The organism is Limosilactobacillus reuteri subsp. reuteri (assembly GCF_000016825.1).
Taxonomy (GTDB): domain Bacteria; phylum Bacillota; class Bacilli; order Lactobacillales; family Lactobacillaceae; genus Limosilactobacillus; species Limosilactobacillus reuteri.
The window spans coordinates 1,455,155-1,469,352 of record NC_009513.1 but is presented as its reverse complement, the minus strand read 5'-3'; the positions used below and the strand labels follow the sequence as shown (position 1 = coordinate 1,469,352).

Below are 14,198 nucleotides of genomic sequence, written 5' to 3'. Positions count from 1 at the left end.
TTACTATGATATCAGAGCGCAATATCAACAAGCATTGAAAGTACGAGATCCGGAAATTTCGCCAGCAGTGGTTCGCCGCGCCGCTCTTCTTTCGGACGCATATGCATATGCCTTTCAATTGCTTGTTTATCTTTTATGGGAATCACCGGATAAACATATTACGATGAAAACCATAGATAGTATTCAAACAGAGTATCAAGCCCAATTAAGTCGAAATGCTTACAGTAAGATGCTTGAAGAATTATCTATTATGGATCAGCAATTTGTTATGACTATGGCTAAAGCTTCTGAGTATCCTGTTTCAACTAGTTACTTAAGAACAAAGTTAAAGAGAAAGCCTGGTTATATTGGAATGTATCGTCGGCGGTTAATGGATAGTCAACTAATAACACCGGCAGGATATGGAAAACTAAAATTTACGCTGCCATTATTTAAGCAATTTTTACTTGATGATGGCCAGTATTTAGTTAATTATAGTTAACAATTTTATCTATTTATGAATATCCTATAACTAATCTCCTAAAGATTAATTAACCGCATTAATCTTTTCCAAATGCAGTATCTTGTTCACATATGAATTCTATATAATAAAAGCAGAAAATAATTGATACAAAATAGAAAGTCCAGATATAAGGGAGGTTAGTTATGAACAGGAAACAACATTAGAAACCATTTTACTGCCGCCCATGGCTATAAATAGTAGTTGCCCTATTACTAGTTGGTGGTGGATGGTTTATTAGTAACCATAATCAGGCACAGAAAACTCACGAGGATTCAGTCGCTAAAGCAACCAAAGAATTAGATAAGAAGAAAAAGTCGACAAAAGAATCTAAGGACAAAGGGAAAGATAGTTCTACAATGTATTGTTACTTGCCAGGACAATATCCAGATCCTGGAATTGCCCCTGAAAAGATTCATTAGCTGATGCCTGGGCAGCTGGATATCAGATACATCAATAAAATAAGAGTGCTATACAAAAAGTTCATTTGTATACACTCTTTTTATTATTCGAGAAATTTATCATATTCATCATCAGTTAAATTATATTTTTCCATAACTTTTTGTTTAATGATCTCTGGTTTAATATTGAGTTCATAGAGAGAGTCAATTAACTTTTTTATGTCTTCCTCGCGAACTTCCATTTTAGCGTCCATTAAGTTTAATTCGTACTTCATAAAGCCATTTCTCCTTTCTGGATCTTGTTTGACTTTATCAATTTCGTCTTGAATCTGTGCAATAAATCTATTCTTATTGTCGCCTTGATTGCACATTAAAGCAAGGAAGTTCTTAATCGGTTCATCATTTTTATCAAATTTTTTAGCAAGAGCATTGAAGATAACGACTGTCCGATTATCACCAAATTTTAGATTATGGTCTCTAGTACAAGTAAGATTAAATTCATATCGTGCCCATCCCTGCTTAAAATAGTCAAAATTACAAAACATAATAATATAAGTAGGGTAATTATTGAGTACTGAGTAATTATCTCCAGGTCTTAATAGCTCATGATCAACCTGTTCTTGGTAATAACGCAAGCGTGCTGGTATGTTATTTTTGCTTCTAAAGGAATATATACGTAAATAATCTAATTTTGCAGCAAAAATTTAAGCTCACTTACTTTGAATTGCCGCCAGTTTTTCATTATCAATCGAAACCGGTAAAATAATTGAGAGCAGTTTTATTAAGATAATATCCATCACACCGATAAATATAATTGTCAATAAGGTAACGAAGATTTGAACAAGCAAAAGGTGCAAACCGCCACCAAATAAAAGCCCATTAGGTACTAGATGACTGATCTGATGGCTAGCAAAAATACCAGTTGCAATACTTCCCCAGATACCACTAACTCCATGGCAACCGAATGCATCAACAACATCATCAATTGGCAGTTGTGGTTTGATCTTAGTAATAAAGTATTGGCTAACGATTGCACCGACTATTCCAATAATCATTGAACCACCTAGTGTAACGTAACCTGCTCCAGGAGTGATTGCTACTAAACCGGTAATTGCACCGTTACAGACACCAGCTAGGGTAACATGATTAAACTGATAACGATCCAATAACATCCATGTTACCATTGCACTTGAACATGAGATGGTCGTTGTTAACATGGCTTGCACGGCCGTATCATTAACGGCGAGGGCCGAACCAGCGTTAAAGCCGTACCAACCAATCCATAAAAGGGCTGTTCCAATTAATACCCACGATAAATTATTGCGTTGAGAACGAACATCTTTCCGTCGACCAACCCAGGCTGAAAGGATTAAGGCCGTTATCCCCGCATTTACATGAACAACTAATCCACCAGCAAAGTCAACTGCCCCTAATCTTGCTAATAGTCCATGTGGTGCCCAAACCATATGGACAAGGGGGTAGTAAACAAAGATAGACCAGCAAATGGTAAACATTACTAAAAAATTAAAGCGTCCGTGACCGACGACCGATCCACAAAAGATTGCCGGGGTAATAATTGCAAACATCATCATAAACATTGCATAATCACCAATTGGAATACCGGTTTTAGTGATAGCATCGATTGGCACATGAATCATTAATATATTATTTAAATTTCCGACTATTCCCCAATGGTTGCCGGAAAATGAAAGAGAATAGCCTACTGTAATCCAGAGAATCACGGCTAAGCCACACATCATAAAAACAGTTAGCAACATGTTATTAGCGTGGCGCCGATTGACTAGACCACCATAGAAAAAAGCCAGTCCTGGTGTCATCAATAACACGAGAATACTGGCGGTCATGATAAATAATGTATTAACTTTTAACATGTAGACCACCTCCTAATAATTAAAGGCTAATCTATCATTCTTGAATGGATCATACAATAGGTTAGACAAAATACTGTTAAATCATTAGTTGAATTCGTTTTCATGATGAAAGAGGATAAGTATTAATTGAGTTTTGATTAATATTTTTATACGACGAAACAAAACGTTTGTACTCTTTTCATTACTTAAGTTACACTTGATTCAATAATGTAAGAATCTGGAGGGATGAACATGAAAAAGTATGATGATATTCTGATCGGATCAGGACCAGCAGCCTATAAAATGGCTAATCTTTTGGCTAAAACCGACCGTAAAGTATTGGTAATCGAGGGCTTCGAATATGGGGGCACTTGTCCTAATTATGGATGCGAGCCCAAAATTTTTCTGGAGGGAGCAGCCCGGACTGTCCTCCAATCTCAGCAACTTCTTGGTCGAGGCATTAGTCAACCAGCAAAATTAGATTGGGAAGCATTAATGCAGACTAAGCTTAAGCGGTTTGATCCATGGCCAGGTGAAACTCGCGATATTATTAAGAAAAGTTATGATATTGAAGACGGCTACGCAAGTTTCGTTGATAACCATACTATTACTGTAAATGGTCACCAATACCGGGCTGATCATATTATTATTGCGACGGGGCAAACACCAAATATTCTGGATATTCCTGGTAAAGAATATCTTTATACCAGTTATGACCTCCTCTCGTTAAAAGAACTTCCACAACGGATTACGATAATCGGTGCTGGCTTTGTGGGCTTAGAGTTAGCAACCCTTGTAGCAGCTGCTGGCGCTGAAGTAACAATCGTTGTTCATTCTGACCGCGTCCTTCGTGAATTTACAAAGGCGGAAGATGAAGTGCTAGTTAATGCGATGAAGCAACGGGGAATAAAATTTAGCTTTAATACTGATACCCAAAAAGTAAGTCAAAGGAAAGATGGCTTGCTCGTTATAACTAATCATGGTGAAGTACAAGCTGACTATGTACTTGATGCAACTGGTCGTCATCCAAATATCGAAAAATTAGCGCTTGAAAATACTGATATTGAATATGATCGTCATGGTATTAATGTCGACGATCACTTGATGACAACGGTTGACGGGGTGTACGCAATTGGGGATGTTGTTAATCGGAAACAACCTAAATTAACACCGGTCGCTGAATTTGAGGGTCAATATCTTTTTGACTATTTAACAGGTAAAACGGATCAAGATATTGTTTACCCGACAATTGGTCAAGCAGCCTTTACCTTCCCAGAGGTTGCCCGTGCCGGTGTTAATCCAGATGATGTCACTGGTGACTCACAATATCAAGTTAAGACAGTTTCACTAAAATATGGTAGTCTTTACGCGGGCCAAAACGATCAAATCAGTACCCTTACTTTAGTCTTTAAAGATCAGCAATTGGTAGGGGCAAGTGAAATTGGCGATTATGCGGCTGATGATATTAATAACTTCTTGCCAATTATTGGTTTGAAGATTAATGGGGATGAGTATCGCCAAAAAGTAATGGCGATTTATCCAACGTTAGGTGATAAGGTTGCTGGGTTGTTGCCTTAAGTAATGTAAGTGGGAATTAGTCTCCTTAATAAGAAAATGTGTGCAAACAGTCTTAATGGAAAAAAGGAGTTTGAGTAATGAAATTTTCAAAACAGCTTCATCAGCAGTTTCTAACTATCAATAGTATGGATGAGGGATTGTCGAATGACTAATAACGATACAAGGATAGAATTAGTAACGACAGTAACTCCTGAACATTGGGATTTGCTTCTCAGTGCTGATCCAAGTAAGAAATTAGTTCAAAATTATCTGCAATCAGGGATGCTTTTCGTACAGTCTAAAGATGGTCATCCTATTGCTGTAATGGTTTTGCAAGAACTTACATCGGATAAATTAGAAATAAAGAATATTGCTGTTGATCCACGGCTTGAAAATCAAGGAATAGCAACCAGGCTATTGCAGGATGCCGTTCACTTTGCAAAGGTACATCATTATCAACAATTGCAAATTGGTACTGGGAGTACGAGCTTTAAGCAGTTATACCTTTACCAGAAAATAGGTTTTCGCGTTACTGAGATTAAAAGGAACTTTTTTGTTAAAAATTACGTACAACCTATTCACGAAAATGGTCTATTGTTACGGGACATGTTGGTGCTAACATTAGCTATCTCAGATTATTATTCCTGAAATTGGCCGTTTCACTATCTTAGTCATATAGTACAATACAAATACAAACTTAAAAGTTAGGGTATTATCAATGACTATATTTGTAATTCTATTAATCTATAAATTCATTAAAGGCACATTTGAATATGAAAAGGTAACACGATTTGAGCTAATAATTATCCCCGTGTATTCTGCAATTATGATGGTCTTGAGTTTAGAAAACGTCAGATCTTTAACGGCCGCTGGACTTACAATTATTCTTCTAATCTTAGGAGCTTCGATTGGCTTTCTACAGGCAAGCAAAACGCAGATTAAAGACACCAATAAACTAGATTCCCATCAACGACCAATTTTGAAGGTTAAAAGGAATTGGCCGTATCTTGTGGGCTGGCTTGTTTCATTTGCAATTGGCATCAGTGTTGAGGTATTTTATGGGGCCCATATTAATGCTACGGAAATATCACATGAACTGTTTGAAGAGGTTCTTAAAGACTTATCCACAATCGCATTTTTCCGTAGTCACAACGCCTGGTTCATCTGGGTGTTAAATGTCGCAACTAGTTTTACTTATGGGGCCTGCTTAATGGTTCGCTATCCCAAGATTAGAGAAGCAGTGCGGCGAAAGAAATAAAGTGACCAATACAAGATCTTATTAAAGTAAACCTAAATATGCTAAACTTTAGTAAGAGTATGTGATTTAGGAGGAGTCATCTAATGGAATTACAAGATGCAATTAATCAACGCCATTCAATTCGTCAATTTACGGACAAACCCGTTGAAAAGAAAATGATTACTAAAATTGTTGAATTAGCTCAACGTGCTCCATCATGGGTAAACTCTCAACCTTGGCAAGTATATTGTGCGATGGGCGATACATTACAAGAAATTAAGAATGCTTATCGTGATCAAGATATTGCAGGTAACCAAGGGAATTCAGATTTGCCAGTGATGAGCCGTGAAGATTGGGCACCGCAAACCCAAGATAATATGAAGCAATGGCGGCATGGAATTGTTCATCATTTTGCTAATTTCGATGAGGCACATGAAAAGATGACAAATGCCAGCAATACTTTATATGATTCGCCAGTAATTCTTTATATTACTATTCCTAAAGCTTCACCAGATTGGTCGATTTTTGATGCGGGCTTATTTGCTGAAAACATCATGTTAGCAGCAACTGCTTATGGTTTAGGAACGATTCCAACCTATAACAGTGTTCGTTTCCCAGCTATTCTTCATCAAACTTTAGATGTGCCAGACGATGAACGGTTTATTGTTGGTATCTCGCTTGGATATTCGGCTGATACGACAATTAATAGCTACCATTCAGAGCGTCGTCCTGTAAATGAAATTTTACATTTTAACTAAAGAGGAAGAGTATAATGATTGCCAGATTTAATTACTTTTCGCCTTTAGGAATAATTAAGATTCAAGCAGATGCGATTGGGATCACTGAAGTAAAATTTGTTGATCAATCTGAAAGGGACAATCTTAATCCTAATTATCCGGCAATTAAAGATGCCGTTAGATGGTTAGATGATTATTTCCTGGGAAATGTTCCTTTAACATATCCCCAGTTCCATTTGAACGGTACAGACTTTCAACAAAGAGTTTGGCAACAATTAAGACAGATTCCTTATGGGACAACGGTGACTTATGGGCAACTAGCTCAGAGACTTAATAGTAGTCCACGGGCAGTAGGGAATGCTGTTGGTAAAAATCCAATTTTACTGTTTATCCCATGTCATCGTATTCTTGGACAAAATGGTAAATTAACGGGCTATAGCGGTGGCCTTGAACGCAAAAAGAAATTGTTAGCAATTGAGAATATTAAGCTCTAGTAATAAAAAGACGTGGGTGAGAAAAAAGTGTTTTTTCCACTCACGTCTATCTTTTTATGCTTTCCATTTAATTGAAAAATCATTCAATTTGCTTTTATCCTTAAAATATTTTTTGACTTTTGGTACAACTTCTTTTCCATAAATTTCAATTGCTTTTAATACATCTTTATGGGGCATTGAGGCAATTGGCAAGTGGAGGTAGAAACGCTTTAAGCCAAGCAATTCCATCATTTTAATGATATTCAGCCGGAAATCCCGTGACTTTAGTCATGGGATGGAAGGCCCTATCAAGCTCCGTAAGGAGCTAAAATCGGACTGTTACGTGTTGCCGGTTCTCAAGCACGTCTTTTGAAGAGAATGTGTGAGACTAGAATTGGTACTGTGACGTTGACTAAAGATCCGGCGGATCACTTCTTTCTATCAATGCAACTAGCTTCAGATAAACCTTTCGTTAAAGAGTCCAAAACTAATCACGGACATATTGGAATTGATCTTAATACTGATAATTTCTTAACCGATAGTGAAGGTAACACAGTTCCTAATCCACAATATTATCGCACTATTAAAGACAAATTAGCCAAAGAGCAGCGTATTTTATCTAGACGGCAATGGCGTGCAAAAAAAGAACATCGTTCTTTACGAGACAGTAAAAATTACCAAAAGCAACGCTTGTTAGTTGCTAAGCTTCATGCCAAAGTAATGAACCAAAGACATAATTTTCTTCAACAAATCTCTACTGCACTAATCAAGAACCACGATTTAGTAGTAGCTGAGGAGTTGCGTAGTAAGAATATGCTCAAAAATCATGCTTTAGCGCTTAGTATCTCTGACGTTGGCTGGCGTTCCTTTCTTGGCATGTTAGCATATAAAGCAGATCTGTATGGTCGGCAATTTATCACAATCAGCCCAAGAAATACTACCCAAACATGTCACAATTGTGGCTTTGTGATGGGTACTAATGGCACGGACAAACTAACGTTAGCTGACCGCAAATGGACTTGTCCTAACTGTGGTACTCACCATATTCGTGACTGGAACGCAGCTAAAAATATTCTTGATAAGGGAATAGCTAAACTAGCCTAGCTTATCTGTCCCTATGGCAACCTGGGGACATAAAAGGCGTTGGTAATTAGACGACCACTACTTGATTACAGCCTCGGCTGGTCAAGCAAGTTGTCCCTATCTACGCAAATTGTGGTCTGAAATCCACGAGGATTTTCAGCTCACAAGCCACTAATTTTAGTCAGTGGTGGTTGACATAGTTCATCATAATTATCAAGATCATAACCAAATAAATCAAATGCTTCAGTAAATGATCCGCGGCCAGCCATAATTTCAATTCTTCCAGGAGCCATTGCATCAATTGTGGCATATTGCTCAAAAACCCAAATTGGATCAATCGTTGGTAAATTAGTAGTGGCACTTGAAAGATGAATCTGTTTTGTTTTTGCAGCTGCTATCGCTATAATGATTTCAGGTGCTGAAACTGCAAAGTCTTTGCGGTGATGTTCACCGATAGCATATGCATCAATTCCTACTTGGTCGGCCAATTCTACTTCTTCAATAAGATTTCTAATCCGTTCATCATGGCTAATTGCCTTGTCTGTTTTTTCGAGTGGGGTCGTTTCACCAAATGTTGAGATTCCTAATTCGACATTCATAATTAGTCACTCCTTCCTCTTGCTTATTTTTTGTAAGTATATAATGTCATAAATATTTTTATTTAACAATACCACTTGCATAGGTGTTAATCACGTAAATGGCATGTTTTGTAGTGATGCTGCTTAATGGATGGTAAATAAAAAATGATCCCTTGCTTTCAGTATTGATGACGGCAAGGGATTTTTAACTTTACTTATAAATAATTAGTTTTTTCCTACAAAATTCAAATTTATTCGTTACAATAACTAGTATGGCAAAGAGAAAGAAAAAACAAAATTTAATATATCTATCACTTATTATAATTGTCGCGGCAATAATCGGTGGGAGTTGGTTTTATTCTCATCATACGCGGGAGGTTAGTAATTCATATGCTGTTAGTGAAACGGCTACGTTAAGCAGTAGCGCAAGAATATATAATTCACTTTCAGCAATTCAACGCGTCAACCTGCCTGATCAAGCCTTAGTTAAGGTCAATCGCTACTATCTGACTTCTAATGATAACGATGATACTTACGCACAGATTAACTATAATGGAAAAAATTATTTTGTTCGGGCCACCGATATTGAGCTGAAAATGAACAACGAAATCAATAGTTATCTTACTCAATCTGGTCTTCCACACGCTAAAATTACTAAACAAATTTTAAGTATATTTGAACAACGCGGGTACAGTACTTCATCTGGAAATCCTCGTGGGGTCGTAATTCACGATACTGGGAATGAAAATTCAACGATTAGTAGTGAAGTATCTTACATGAAGCAAAATTATAGTTCAACTAGAGTGTTTGTTCATACATTTATTGATAATCAACAAATTATTAATATTGCGGATACAAAATATATGGCAGAAGGAGCAGGACCATATGCTAATCCATACTTTGTCCAGTTTGAAATGCCTCATGAATATACCGCAGCATCTTTTGCGAACCAGCTTGGCAACGCTGCTTATTATACAGCCTATATCTTAAAACAGAATAATTTGCCTGTGACGAAGGGAACCAAAGATGGTGGGGGAACTGTTTGGACCCATGCAATGATTTCAAACTATCTTGGTGGGACTGATCACGAAGACCCGATTTCTTATTGGTCGACAGCGGCTCGTAAGTTATTTGGAACAACTTATAATATTAATAACTTTGTTGAATTAGTCCAGGCTTATTACAATCAAATGTGAGTAAAAATCTATTTTTTGATTTGCTGATTAATTGAGCGAATCTCTTTTTTTATCGAATACCAATTAAGACTCCAAATTATGGCATAAATTACAATAAAAATAAGCGTGAAAATAGCAAAATTAATCCAAGTCAGCGGGAACCAACCACATAGGATTGCTAATGGCGCAAAGCCAGCATAGTAAGCACAAAAATTAATGATCGTTTTCTTTAGCAGTGACCAATTTTTAAGTTCAAAAATTAAACTGCCAAACCCAAAAACACAGCCAATTAGCATCCATAAAATAACAGAAACAGTTACGCTGTTAAGGGGATGAGCGAATTGGTTAACAAAATTAGGGGATGATGGGTAGTAGATGGTACTGCCATCAAGATAGTTGAAGACTAAAGAGATTGCTAGACCAATTAGAACCCCGATTCCTGAGAAACCAATCGTATATTTGACATATTTTTTCATAGTCCTAACCTCGCTTTCAAATTTTTGATTTTTCGTCGTGAAATCTGAATATGGCTACCATTCGTTAAAATTGCATCTATCAAGCCATTATCTAATAACTCAAGGTGATCAAGGTAATGATAATTAAAAATAGTGCTGCAAGATGCTTCAATAAAGTCATTCGGAAGATTGCTTTTGAAGTGGGATAACCGTTCACGATAAAAGTAGGTATGATCTTTTGTTGAAATTTTAGTACCGGTCTTAGCGACAGTTAATTCAAAGATATCCGAGAATTTAATGGGGATGATTTGATCTGCGTCATAACACCATAATACTGGTTCGGTACTTGTAAAACTTTTTAGGAGGTTGCTAATTTGGGGATTCATTTCACGGACAAATAAATCGAGATGTTCCTCTTCAATATTAGGGTCGATATGACAGTTTACTTTCATAGTTCCCACTTCCTTTCTAATCTAAGTATATTATATTTGTCACCGCTTATATTGTATATGTAATAAGTGGTCAAAAATTTACAGCAAATGGTAAGATTTCTTAAATTATTGGTCGTTTAGTTTTATGTATTTTAGGAGGTAAAACGATGGATTTTAAGCTTATGCCACTTAATGAAAAAGATTTACCAATTTTTGTTCCTGCGATGAAAGATTCGTTTAATCAAGCAGCTCAAGTACAGGATAGCTCCTTAGAAGATGTATTACCGACTGAAGATATTTATGCATCTCTTACTTGTGATAATGCCCACGGATTTAAAGCGGTTGTAGATCATGAGATTGTGGGTGGCGCAATTGTACAAATCGATGATCAAACACATCACAATCATTTAGACTTTTTATACGTTGATACTGCACACCAAAATAAAGGAATTGGTTATAAAATTTGGACTGCATTAGAGCAGAAATATCCACAAACAGTTCTTTGGGAGACATGTACCCCGTATTTTGATAAACGAAATATTCATTTTTATATCAACCGTTGTGGCTTTGCTGCTGTAGAATTTTATAACCAAAGCCATCCAGATCTTAACTATGAAACTCAGAATGATACTAATAATGAAATGTTTCGCTTTGAAAAAAGAATTACTTTAGACGATTAAAAGTGTAATAGTGGAGAGTTATTAAAATCTATCTTATATTTATATTAGGAGGGATGTTTAATGACTCTCTTAATAATTTTTTGCCTATTAATTTTATATAATTTCATTAAAGGAACATTTCAATTCGAAACTGTGACTAAGACTAGTTTTATAATTATTCCGATTTATGCATTAGTCATGACCATTATTTCGATCTTTACGGAGCAACAGGAATGGCATTTGCTAGTTACAATTGTTCTAATTTTAATTGGCATCATGCTTGGCTGGTTCCAAACCTTTAGTGTTCGCATTGTAAAAACAGCGAAAAAAGATAAATATGGTAACCATATATTTAAATATCGGCGTGGTTGGGCCTATTTATATGGATTTGCCCTCGTATTTATGGTTGAAATTGCAACAGACCACCTTTTAGGGCTAAAGATGACATTTAAAGGACTATTATTTGACTTATTAGATGAAGTCTTACGAGAACGTTTTAAGTTTTTGCCAGATAATGGTTGGGTAATTTGGCTATTACTTACGGTTACAACTGGTACATATACATTAATCCTTATTCGTCACTATCCGTGTATTAAAGAGGCATTAGTGTGGAAAAAATATACTAAGAAAAAATAGTCAGGAAAAAACTAGCATTTTTTCACTGACCATTTTTGTTATTTAATGTTTTTATCTGTCATTGCTTGATCCAAAAATGTCTAAGAAGCTAATAAAGAGATTAATAAAATCAAGGTAAAGCTGTAAAGCGCCAAGAACAGCCAGTCCATTGGATGAGACTTGACCATTGCATTCGATATAGATATTTTTCATTCGTTGTGCATCCCAAGCAGTTAACGCTGTAAAAATGATTACGGCAACGATCGAAAGCAGATAATTAATCATTGGGCTTTGGACAAAAAAGTTAACCAGCATGGCGATGATCAAGCCAATTAAGGCTGCACTGGCATAAGAACCAATTCGCGTAAAATCACGATGAGAAAAAGTACCAATAATCGCCATTGTTAAGAATACACTCGCTGAGGAAACGAAAGCTGTTGCAATATCAGTGCCAGCATAAGCACCTGCAATAAAAGCAAAGGTAATTCCGTAGACGATTGCTGTTAAAATTAATAGGAACAGACAAAGGCCAGGGCTGCGAGTAGCATTAAAATTAATCCCCAACGTCAGGATGATTGGCAAGAGGATAATTAACCACATTCCCCAGCGGTTATTGACCATAAAAGCAGTAAATTGCTGAGCGAAAACAGTCATTACGAGCCAAGCAGTTAAGGCAGAAAGCAATACTGCTAGGGTCATTAAACCATACATTTTTGTTAAAAACTTATTTAAGTCGGTAATATCAACAACGTTTCGACGATTTGGTGAAAAATTATCCATTATTGAACGCTCCCTTCACAAATAAATCATTACCTTTATTATATTCCATAAATTTAATAATAAAATTGTTTTGCGGGAAAATTATGCTAACTTACTAGTTTTTGTATAATATATAAAATTATAGGAGGGATAAATTATGCAATGGTTTGATAAACAGTTTACTGAACTAACAGTTAATGAACTTTTTGCCATTCTTAAGTTACGAGCACAAGTTTTTAATGGAGAACAACAGAGTTCCTATCCTGATCCGGATGATAGCGACTCACTTGCGCACCATGTTTTTGCGACTACTAATGGTGAAGTAGTTGCTTATGCACGTTATTTTATTCAGAATGATGTTGTAACTTTTGGCCGCGTAGTTGTGGCTCCACAAGCACGCGGGATTGGTTTAGGTGGAAAGATTATTGAACATTTATTAAGTGGAATCAAAGTGAATTTCCCCAACTTTAAGATAATTATTCATGCTCAAGCCTATGTTGAAGATTTTTATAAAAAATATGGTTTTGCATCTGTTGGTGACCATTTTATAGAAGCCGAGCGCGAGCATGTTACGATGGTTCATGAACCGTTAAACGATATTTATGACAAATAACATGATAGAAGTAAATCAAATTGGTTCCGTTAACTATATAAGAGCCTTGAAACAAAGCGGTCTCAACGCTCGTGAACAGCTTGATTTAATTATTAATCACCATTTAAAAGCTTATATTGATAACTATGGATTTCTTCAATTTTCACCAACTGTATATCAATTTTCACCTCAGTTAGCCCCCACCAGTTTTTTCTATCCTTATTTTCGTGATTTAGTTGTGACGGCTTATTCAGGGAAGAAAGGGCTAAAAGCAGATTTATTAGGACGCAAAATTCATTTATTTCGCAGTTATCTTGATCGGCAAAACATCGCTTTTATTCGCCGATATCAGCGTCCCTCTCTTTCATCAGAAGCGACAGATTTTCAACGATTGCTTTCCTATGCCCACGATAATCACTTTAAATTAGACTTTAAGACTGGTGCTAATTATCATAATCGTTACCATCATAAATTTACTTATCCCTCTAATATGAAAGTTCAATTAGTTCGTAATTCGTATCGTCGGTATGCTAATCCAGCCCGAATGATTGAATTTATTGTTGATATCGAAACAGGAAAGTTTATTAGTCAATGGAATATTTATCGCTTTGATAACCAAGGAAGGGTTGATTCAGATCCCACGCATTATTCGACCAATCAATTACGGCAAATTGCTGATACAGAATCTTTTAATTATGGAATTCCTTATGGAGAGTATTATGTAACTGGTAAATATCGGCATACTCATCAGCGTCTTGATATTACTCAACCGACCGATAGTCAGCTTCGAAGGATCGCTAAAAAATATTGGCAGGCACCTATTGATTATGATGATGGCGGTAATTATGCTGACTTAGTAAAAAATATGCAGGATGTTATCGCGTGGCGGGGTGTTCCGGATTCGCAACGAATAAAGGTTTATGCTGATTATGTCAATTCATTAAAAGAACATCAGTGTAAAAATAGCGGAATTAATCATTTCTTTGCTAAGAATAAAGCGTATCAGCAATTTAGTGTTCCTTGGTGGCGGAGATTGATATAATTAAGGACAGAAAGCGTTAATCTATTTTGAAGTG

General features: G+C 36.3%; 16 protein-coding genes and 3 pseudogenes. 12 read left to right on the top strand and 7 right to left on the bottom strand.

What is annotated here, in order from left to right:
- Nucleotides 1-163 precede the first annotated feature (163 nt).
- Nucleotides 164-481 (top strand): DUF8462 domain-containing protein, encoded by a 318-nt coding sequence (locus tag LREU_RS07430; RefSeq protein WP_229281113.1) that lies wholly within the window; start codon nt 164-166, stop codon nt 479-481.
- Between the two features lie 523 nt (nt 482-1,004).
- Here the strand turns inward: LREU_RS07430 and LREU_RS07425 are convergent.
- Nucleotides 1,005-1,535 carry a hypothetical protein gene (locus tag LREU_RS07425; RefSeq protein WP_225355116.1) on the bottom strand — a complete coding sequence of 177 codons (531 nt, stop codon included), beginning with the start codon at nt 1,533-1,535 and terminating at the stop codon, nt 1,005-1,007.
- 75 nt (nt 1,536-1,610) lie between these two features.
- Nucleotides 1,611-2,792, bottom strand: coding sequence for an ammonium transporter (locus LREU_RS07420; protein WP_003668715.1), 1,182 nt, complete (start codon nt 2,790-2,792; stop codon nt 1,611-1,613).
- Between the two features lie 225 nt (nt 2,793-3,017).
- Between LREU_RS07420 and LREU_RS07415 the strand changes: the two genes are divergently transcribed.
- The 5 genes from LREU_RS07415 to LREU_RS07395 all read left to right on the top strand — a co-directional run bounded on the left by LREU_RS07415 (nt 3,018) and on the right by LREU_RS07395 (nt 6,796).
- Nucleotides 3,018-4,349, top strand: coding sequence for a dihydrolipoyl dehydrogenase family protein (locus tag LREU_RS07415; RefSeq protein ID WP_003668713.1), 1,332 nt, complete (start codon nt 3,018-3,020; stop codon nt 4,347-4,349).
- Between the two features lie 144 nt (nt 4,350-4,493).
- Nucleotides 4,494-4,976, top strand: a complete 483-nt coding sequence (locus LREU_RS07410) for a GNAT family N-acetyltransferase (protein ID WP_003668712.1) — start codon at nt 4,494-4,496, stop codon at nt 4,974-4,976.
- Between the two features lie 70 nt (nt 4,977-5,046).
- Nucleotides 5,047-5,586 carry a hypothetical protein gene (locus LREU_RS07405; RefSeq protein WP_003664443.1) on the top strand — a complete coding sequence of 180 codons (540 nt, stop codon included), beginning with the start codon at nt 5,047-5,049 and terminating at the stop codon, nt 5,584-5,586.
- An 83-nt stretch (nt 5,587-5,669) separates the two neighbouring features.
- Nucleotides 5,670-6,323, top strand: coding sequence for a nitroreductase (locus tag LREU_RS07400; RefSeq protein WP_003668710.1), 654 nt, complete (start codon nt 5,670-5,672; stop codon nt 6,321-6,323).
- A gap of 14 nt (nt 6,324-6,337) precedes the next feature.
- Complete coding sequence (locus tag LREU_RS07395; RefSeq protein WP_003668708.1) at nt 6,338-6,796, top strand: methylated-DNA--[protein]-cysteine S-methyltransferase; 459 nt, start codon at nt 6,338-6,340, stop codon at nt 6,794-6,796.
- 54 nt (nt 6,797-6,850) lie between these two features.
- Here the strand turns inward: LREU_RS07395 and LREU_RS10275 are convergent.
- Nucleotides 6,851-7,036, bottom strand: a pseudogene (locus tag LREU_RS10275) (LLM class flavin-dependent oxidoreductase); the annotation flags it as partial.
- A 66-nt stretch (nt 7,037-7,102) separates the two neighbouring features.
- Between LREU_RS10275 and LREU_RS07390 the strand changes: the two are divergent.
- A pseudogene (locus tag LREU_RS07390) lies at nt 7,103-7,879 on the top strand (RNA-guided endonuclease InsQ/TnpB family protein); the annotation flags it as partial.
- Between the two features lie 176 nt (nt 7,880-8,055).
- Here LREU_RS07390 and LREU_RS07385 read toward each other — a convergent pair.
- A pseudogene (locus LREU_RS07385) lies at nt 8,056-8,457 on the bottom strand (LLM class flavin-dependent oxidoreductase); the annotation flags it as partial.
- 251 nt (nt 8,458-8,708) lie between these two features.
- On the opposite strand from LREU_RS07385, the gene LREU_RS07380 reads away from it, so the two are divergent.
- The gene (locus LREU_RS07380; protein ID WP_003668703.1) at nt 8,709-9,632 is read left to right on the top strand and encodes a peptidoglycan recognition protein family protein; all 924 of its coding nucleotides are present in this window, start codon (nt 8,709-8,711) and stop codon (nt 9,630-9,632) included.
- Nucleotides 9,633-9,640: 8 nt separating this feature from the next.
- Here LREU_RS07380 and LREU_RS07375 read toward each other — a convergent pair whose 3' ends face one another.
- Nucleotides 9,641-10,087 (bottom strand): DUF3021 domain-containing protein, encoded by a 447-nt coding sequence (locus tag LREU_RS07375; RefSeq protein WP_003668702.1) that lies wholly within the window; start codon nt 10,085-10,087, stop codon nt 9,641-9,643.
- Complete coding sequence (locus LREU_RS07370; protein WP_003668701.1) at nt 10,084-10,518, bottom strand: LytTR family DNA-binding domain-containing protein; 435 nt, start codon at nt 10,516-10,518, stop codon at nt 10,084-10,086. Before LREU_RS07370 ends, LREU_RS07375 begins: the two co-directional genes overlap by 4 nt.
- Nucleotides 10,519-10,664: 146 nt before the next feature.
- Between LREU_RS07370 and LREU_RS07365 the strand changes: the two genes are divergently transcribed.
- Together LREU_RS07365 and LREU_RS07360 are read left to right on the top strand one after the other, a co-directional pair.
- Nucleotides 10,665-11,177, top strand: a complete 513-nt coding sequence (locus tag LREU_RS07365) for a GNAT family N-acetyltransferase (protein ID WP_003668700.1) — start codon at nt 10,665-10,667, stop codon at nt 11,175-11,177.
- Between the two features lie 60 nt (nt 11,178-11,237).
- Nucleotides 11,238-11,792 (top strand): hypothetical protein, encoded by a 555-nt coding sequence (locus LREU_RS07360; RefSeq protein ID WP_003664436.1) that lies wholly within the window; start codon nt 11,238-11,240, stop codon nt 11,790-11,792.
- A 51-nt stretch (nt 11,793-11,843) separates the two neighbouring features.
- Here LREU_RS07360 and LREU_RS07355 read toward each other — a convergent pair whose 3' ends face one another.
- Entirely contained in the window at nt 11,844-12,551 is a 708-nt protein-coding gene (locus LREU_RS07355; protein WP_003668699.1) for a Bax inhibitor-1/YccA family protein, read from the bottom strand.
- 136 nt (nt 12,552-12,687) lie between these two features.
- Between LREU_RS07355 and LREU_RS07350 the strand changes: the two genes are divergently transcribed.
- Both LREU_RS07350 and LREU_RS07345 read left to right on the top strand, forming a co-directional pair.
- Nucleotides 12,688-13,143 carry a GNAT family N-acetyltransferase gene (locus LREU_RS07350; protein WP_003668698.1) on the top strand — a complete coding sequence of 152 codons (456 nt, stop codon included), beginning with the start codon at nt 12,688-12,690 and terminating at the stop codon, nt 13,141-13,143.
- On the top strand, nt 13,133-14,164 hold the full coding sequence (locus LREU_RS07345; RefSeq protein ID WP_003668697.1) for a DUF3114 domain-containing protein: 1,032 nt from the start codon (nt 13,133-13,135) through the stop codon (nt 14,162-14,164). The genes LREU_RS07350 and LREU_RS07345 overlap by 11 nt, the downstream gene beginning before the upstream one ends.
- Nucleotides 14,165-14,198: the final 34 nt, after the last annotated feature.

Bases quoted from the DNA above. Each gene is read 5' to 3' on its own strand.
- LREU_RS07370 (WP_003668701.1), bottom strand. From the start codon at position 10,518: ATGAAAGTAAACTGTCATATCGACCCTAATATTGAAGAGGAACATCTC.
- LREU_RS07400 (WP_003668710.1), top strand. From the start codon at position 5,670: ATGGAATTACAAGATGCAATTAATCAACGCCATTCAATTCGTCAATTT.
- LREU_RS07420 (WP_003668715.1), bottom strand. From the start codon at position 2,792: ATGTTAAAAGTTAATACATTATTTATCATGACCGCCAGTATTCTCGTG.
- LREU_RS07350 (WP_003668698.1), top strand. From the start codon at position 12,688: ATGCAATGGTTTGATAAACAGTTTACTGAACTAACAGTTAATGAACTT.
- LREU_RS07410 (WP_003668712.1), top strand. From the start codon at position 4,494: ATGACTAATAACGATACAAGGATAGAATTAGTAACGACAGTAACTCCT.
- LREU_RS07355 (WP_003668699.1), bottom strand. From the start codon at position 12,551: ATGGATAATTTTTCACCAAATCGTCGAAACGTTGTTGATATTACCGAC.
- LREU_RS07360 (WP_003664436.1), top strand. From the start codon at position 11,238: ATGACTCTCTTAATAATTTTTTGCCTATTAATTTTATATAATTTCATT.
- LREU_RS07380 (WP_003668703.1), top strand. From the start codon at position 8,709: ATGGCAAAGAGAAAGAAAAAACAAAATTTAATATATCTATCACTTATT.
- LREU_RS07345 (WP_003668697.1), top strand. From the start codon at position 13,133: ATGACAAATAACATGATAGAAGTAAATCAAATTGGTTCCGTTAACTAT.
- LREU_RS07415 (WP_003668713.1), top strand. From the start codon at position 3,018: ATGAACATGAAAAAGTATGATGATATTCTGATCGGATCAGGACCAGCA.
- LREU_RS07365 (WP_003668700.1), top strand. From the start codon at position 10,665: ATGGATTTTAAGCTTATGCCACTTAATGAAAAAGATTTACCAATTTTT.
- LREU_RS07395 (WP_003668708.1), top strand. From the start codon at position 6,338: ATGATTGCCAGATTTAATTACTTTTCGCCTTTAGGAATAATTAAGATT.
- LREU_RS07375 (WP_003668702.1), bottom strand. From the start codon at position 10,087: ATGAAAAAATATGTCAAATATACGATTGGTTTCTCAGGAATCGGGGTT.
- LREU_RS07430 (WP_229281113.1), top strand. From the start codon at position 164: ATGAAAACCATAGATAGTATTCAAACAGAGTATCAAGCCCAATTAAGT.
- LREU_RS07405 (WP_003664443.1), top strand. From the start codon at position 5,047: ATGACTATATTTGTAATTCTATTAATCTATAAATTCATTAAAGGCACA.